Here is a 5127-nt window from a genome sequence, read left to right on the forward strand (position 1 = left end):
CCCCTGTGCATTATCAGGACACGGATTCACGGTAGGCGTCGGCGGTAGCAAGCTATTTGCGCAGGTTCTCGATGCCAAGTTCGCTCCACATCCAGGTGAAGTCGTAGGTGACCATCGGGTCGTTCCGGTCGAGCTGACTGCTGCTGCTGCAGTTTTCAAGATACTTGAGCCATCCGGCCACTCGGCCACGGCCCGCAGCGGTTCGAACGGCCGCGCGCGGGGTGATGTCGCCAAGCATGCCGACGGGTTCATCGAGCGTCGCGCGGTACTGACGGTCGAGCATGGCATGGATGAGCGGGGTTGCCACCTCTGGCGCAATGGCGGGTGCCGGTTCGGACGTTGTCAGTCCCTCGGCCCGCGCCGCCATGGCCTGTTCGACCGTCTCGATCGTGGTCAGCGGCGAGCCGACCAACCCGGCGAGCGCATCGGTCATGAGCGCCGTGCCGCGTTTCGCCCGCTCGGCCGAGGTGACGGCGAGAATCAGGGCGCGGCCTTTCAATTCGACATTGCCGAGCACCGGGGTGCCGTCCGCCATTGTCACACCCCACGCCATGCGCCCAGTGCTTCTCGCTTTTCCGTCCGGTTTCTCGCCCAGCCAGTTCCAAAAGTGCGTGGTTTCCCGCTGAAACGCAGAGACACTATCGAGCCGCTCGCCGACCAGCGCCTGGGTCACGCCGCGTGCGAAGGGAAAGCGCACGCGGTGGAACACCACCTCCTCGCCATCACTGTTGTGCAGCGTGGGGATGGACGCCGGTCCCATGGTCTTGGGAACGACATCGCACAGCCATGCCGTGCTGATGAGGGCCGGAAGTGCGGCCAGATCGTCGGCGTCTAGGTTTAACGCGGTGCTCGGGCTGCGCTTGCCTTTCGAGCGCCGCAGATCGGCGACGAGCGCCTCGGCCGCCTCCATCGTGAACGAAAGCACGCCGCCCGACAGGAGGTGCTTGCCTCCGACCTGCACGACGCGAGCACCGATCCTGTCCCATTGCTTCAGCGTCTGCGAGGCGCTGCGCTCGGATACTCGAAGCGGCTCGCCGCCCTGGATCAGGTCACGCACAAGGAAGCCGCTTCCGGGCTCGACCTCGCTCACCTCGTGGAGGCTCATCACCGACGATCGAAGGGCACGCAGGTAGATTTTGGTCGAGCCGCTCTCGTTCCAGCCCCGGCGTCGAATATAGTCATCAACAATGTTCCGGTCCTCGGGTTCGATGGTGCGCGTGAGCAGATCCTCGAACGCGCATCCCCACAACACGCCGGCCCAATGATCGCCGACGATGTCCGCCAGCTCGTCCGCTTCGAAGTCGAACTCCTCCATCGCCAGCCCGAGATGATCGCCGAGCGCATCGCGAAGATGATCGGCCCAGGCCGGCGAGGTGGCGAACTTCATGACGCCGGACAGATCGTGACCACGCTTCATGCCTGTTCCCTCTGCTGCTGGCTGAATTGCTGGCGGTGCGCGGCGACGATGCGCGAGACGGTGGGCTCGCTGACGCCATAGAGCCGCGCCATCTCGGCACCGGACTTGCGGCCGGACGTGACGGACTCGGCGATTTCACGGCGCTGCTTGTCGCCGAGCTTGCGCCGGCGCCCGCCGATCCGTCCTTCTGCGCGGGCCTGAGCAAGGCCGGCACTGGTGCGTTCGCGGATCATGGCCCGCTCGAACTCGGCGAAGCTTCCCACCATTTGCATCATCATCCGCCCTGCCGCGGTGGTGGTGTCGATCGCCTCGGTCAGCGAGCGGAAGCCCGCTCCCGCCAACTCAATTCGCTCCATGATGTGCAGCATGTCCTTCAGGCTGCGCGACAGCCGGTCGAGCTTCCAGACGACGACGACATCTCCCTCGCGCAACTGGCCGATCATCTCCAGGAGCTTGGGTCGGTCCCATCGCCCCCCGCTGGCGGTCTCCTCGAAAACGCGCTTGCAGCCGGCGGCATCGAGCGCGCGCCGCTGCGCGGCGTTCGACTGCTCGTCGCCCTTCGACACGCGGGCATAGCCGATCAGATAGGGTTCGCGCGTCATCCAGTATCTTTCACAAACGACCGTATCCGGAGGCGGAAACAGCATGCGCGGATTTCTGCGGCCTTCCACCTTTCACAATCCTCTTTCATTAAGCGGACAAAAGGCAAGAGGTTTTTGGAGGATGAAACATGCCCGCACGTATTCCGATGACCGAGCGGCAGCGCGCCGCGTTGCTTGCTTTGCCCGACAGCGAGGCGGCGGTGGTGCGACACCATGGCCTCGATGCCGAGGACCTTGCTGCGATTGGCACCGCACGCACTCCGGCGACCCGGTTGAGCTACGCCCTGCAACTCTGCTGCCTGCGCTATCCGGGGCGGCATTTGCGTGCAGGCGAGCTGTTGCCTGCGATCATGCTCGAGCATATCGCCGAGCAGGTCGGGGTGGATGCAGGCGCCATCTCCGACTTCGCGCGGCGAGCGCCGACCCGCTACGATCAGCTTGCCGCCATCAAGGCGCGCTTCGGCTTCACCGATCTCAGCCGGCCAGCGCGCGGCATCATGATGACCTGGCTGGAAACCGAAGCCATGGCCATCGTGGACGGGCGTATTCTGCTCGATCGACTGCTCGACGAGCTGCGCACGCGGCGCATCGTCATCCCCGGCATCAGCGTAGTCGAGCGGATGGCGGCCGAGGCGATGCTGCGGGCGGAAACCGATCTGGTCGCCGCAGTCGACGATAAACTCGATGCGGATATGCGTCAGCGTCTCGATACGCTGGTCGACGAGAAGGTGCATCACCGACAGAGCCGCTTGTCGTGGTTGCGCGAACCGGAGCCCCGCGTAGCGTCAGCCTCGCTCGCTGAAATCCTCGAAAAGGTCGCGCTGATTCACAGGACCGGTATTGCCTGTGTTCCGGTCGATCCCCTGCACGAGCCACGCCTGACGCAGTTCGCCCGCGAAGGCGTGCGCTATACCGCCCAAGCTTTCCAACAGATGCGCGCCTCCCGCAGGCGGGTCATCCTGCTTGCTACGCTGCGCGAGCTGGAGGCCACGCTTACCGACGCGGCGATCGCCATGTTCGGCTCCTTGATGGGACGCGCTCATCTTCGTGCCCGCAAACGCCTGGAACAGGGGATCGCGATCTCGGGACGCGAAGGCCGCGACCGGCTGATGCGCATCGCCACTGTGCTGGAAACAGTTAGCCGGGCAGCACGTGCCGGTGAAGATATCGGCGCGGCCCTCAGGGATATCGTGCCTCTCGACATGCTCGATGCCGATGCCGCGATCATCCGGCGTACCGCGGCACCTCACAGGGACGATGTGCTAAGCGAGATCGCAGCCGAGTACCGGACCTTCAAGCGAGCAGGACCTCTATTCCTGCAAACGCTCGATTTCCACGGTCGAGCCGGCACCGCGGCATTGCGCAACGCGATGACGGTCCTGTCGGATCTTGATGGCAACTGGCGCAAGCCGCTCCCTGCCGACGTTCCGCTCGGTCATGTCGAGCGGCGCTGGCACCGCCATGTCATGGTCGCCGGCAAGATTGACCGGACGCATTGGGAGATGGCCACCTACGGGGCGCTCGCCAATGCATTGGCATCCGGTGATATCTGGGTGCCAAGGTCACGGCTGCACAGGTCCCTGGACGTGCTGCTCGAGCCATCAAGCGGTGCAGCGTTGCAACCGGCGTTCTCGCTCGGTGATCCACACGCATGGCTCGATCAGCGCGCCACGCAACTCGACAACACCTTGCGCGACGTCGCCCAAAATCTAGCCGGACGTAATGCTGCCCTGTTCGCTGGCGGGCGATTGCGCTTTCCCAAGGAACTGAAGGACGATGATGCCGGGCACGACGAAGGACGGCACCTGACGCTTGCCTGCTACGGCATGCTGCCTGCGACGCGTATCACCGACGTACTTTCGCAGGTCGAACGCTGGACCGGCTTCACCCGGCACTTCGGGCATGTCTCGAGCGGGCTGCCGCCTACGGACGAGCGGGCCTTTCTTGCTACCCTGATTGCCGAAGCGACCAATCTTGGGTTGTCGCGCATGGCCGAGGTATGCGGCGCAGGGTCACGCCGCGCGCTGCTGCGCATGCAAACATGGCACATGCGCGAGGAAACCTTTCGGGCGGCGCTCGCCTGTCTGACCGACGCCATCCACGCTGAGCCGATCGCGGCCTGGTTTGGGCAAGGACACCGGGCTTCCGCAGATGGCCAGGCCTTCTACCTGGGCGGGCCGGGCGAAGCCGGCGGAGCGGTCAATGCCCACTATGGTCGCGACCCGGTGGTCAAGATCTACACCACCATCACCGACCGCTATGCGCCGCTGCACCAGACCGTGATCGCCGGCACGGCAGGAGAAGCCATCCATGCGCTCGACGGCATTCTCGGCCATGACAGCAACGCCGATCTGACCGCGCTGCACGTCGATGGAGGCGGCGTTTCCGACATCGTGTTCGCGACCATGCATCTCCTCGGGCTCGATTTCGAGCCGCGCATTCCCCGCCTGTCCGACCGCCGCCTCTACGCGTTCGAACCCTCGAAGCGTTATGGCAGGCTTGCGCCACTGTTCGGTCACAGGCTCGACCGCGACCTGATCGTCAGCCACTGGCCGGATATCGAACGTGTCATTGGCGCGATGCGTAACCGCACCGTTACGCCCTCGCTGATCCTCAAGAAGCTATCCGCCTACCGCCAGCAGAACAGCCTCGCCGCGGCGCTGCGCGAGATCGGGCGGATCGAGCGCACGCTGTTCACGTTGCGCTGGTTCGAGGATCCGGCTCTGCGCCGTACTGTCACTGCCGAGTTGAACAAGGGCGAGGCCCGCAACAGCCTTGCCCGAGCAGTCGCCTTCCATCGGCTCGGCCGTTTTCGCGACCGTGGCCTGGAGAACCAGCAGACCCGAGCAGCCGCGCTCAACCTCGTCACCGCTGCGATCATCCTGTTCAACTGCCGCTATCTCGGGCGCGCCATTGACGAAATGCGCCAGCGAGGAAGCCAGATCGATCCGGCTATGCTGTCCCGGCTCTCACCGTTGGGATGGGATCGCATCAATCTCACCGGCGATTACGTCTGGTCCGATCGCCTCGATCTCGATGCCAATGGCCTCATGCCGCTGCTCATCAAACCGCTACCGTGAATCTGTGTCCCTACAATGCACAGGGGCC

At 64.6% G+C, this 5127-nt stretch carries 3 protein-coding genes; 1 reads left to right on the top strand and 2 read right to left on the bottom strand.

All coding sequences use genetic code 11. The annotated features are described in order from the left end of the window. Positions 1–52 precede the first annotated feature (52 nt). The gene (locus NSE01_RS21010) at positions 53–1417 is read right to left on the bottom strand and encodes a DUF7986 domain-containing protein (RefSeq protein WP_049285548.1); all 1365 of its coding nucleotides are present in this window, start codon (positions 1415–1417) and stop codon (positions 53–55) included. Continuing rightward, entirely contained in the window at positions 1414–2019 is a 606-nt protein-coding gene (locus NSE01_RS21015; protein WP_011950671.1) for a recombinase family protein, read from the bottom strand. Before NSE01_RS21015 ends, NSE01_RS21010 begins: the two co-directional genes overlap by 4 nt. Before the next feature lie 128 nt (positions 2020–2147). On the opposite strand from NSE01_RS21015, the gene NSE01_RS21020 reads away from it, so the two are divergent. Further along, positions 2148–5099 (top strand): Tn3 family transposase, encoded by a 2952-nt coding sequence (locus tag NSE01_RS21020; RefSeq protein WP_239670300.1) that lies wholly within the window; start codon positions 2148–2150, stop codon positions 5097–5099. The last annotated feature ends 28 nt before the right edge of the window (positions 5100–5127 follow it).

Origin of the sequence: Novosphingobium sediminis, from assembly GCF_007991615.1 — a bacterium.
Lineage (GTDB): Bacteria > Pseudomonadota > Alphaproteobacteria > Sphingomonadales > Sphingomonadaceae > Novosphingobium > Novosphingobium sediminis.

Excerpts from the sequence above, each read along its gene's own strand:
- NSE01_RS21015 (WP_011950671.1), bottom strand. The coding sequence starts at position 2,019 with ATGACGCGCGAACCCTATCTGATCGGCTATGCCCGCGTGTCGAAGGGC.
- NSE01_RS21010 (WP_049285548.1), bottom strand. The coding sequence starts at position 1,417 with ATGAAGCGTGGTCACGATCTGTCCGGCGTCATGAAGTTCGCCACCTCG.
- NSE01_RS21020 (WP_239670300.1), top strand. The coding sequence starts at position 2,148 with ATGCCCGCACGTATTCCGATGACCGAGCGGCAGCGCGCCGCGTTGCTT.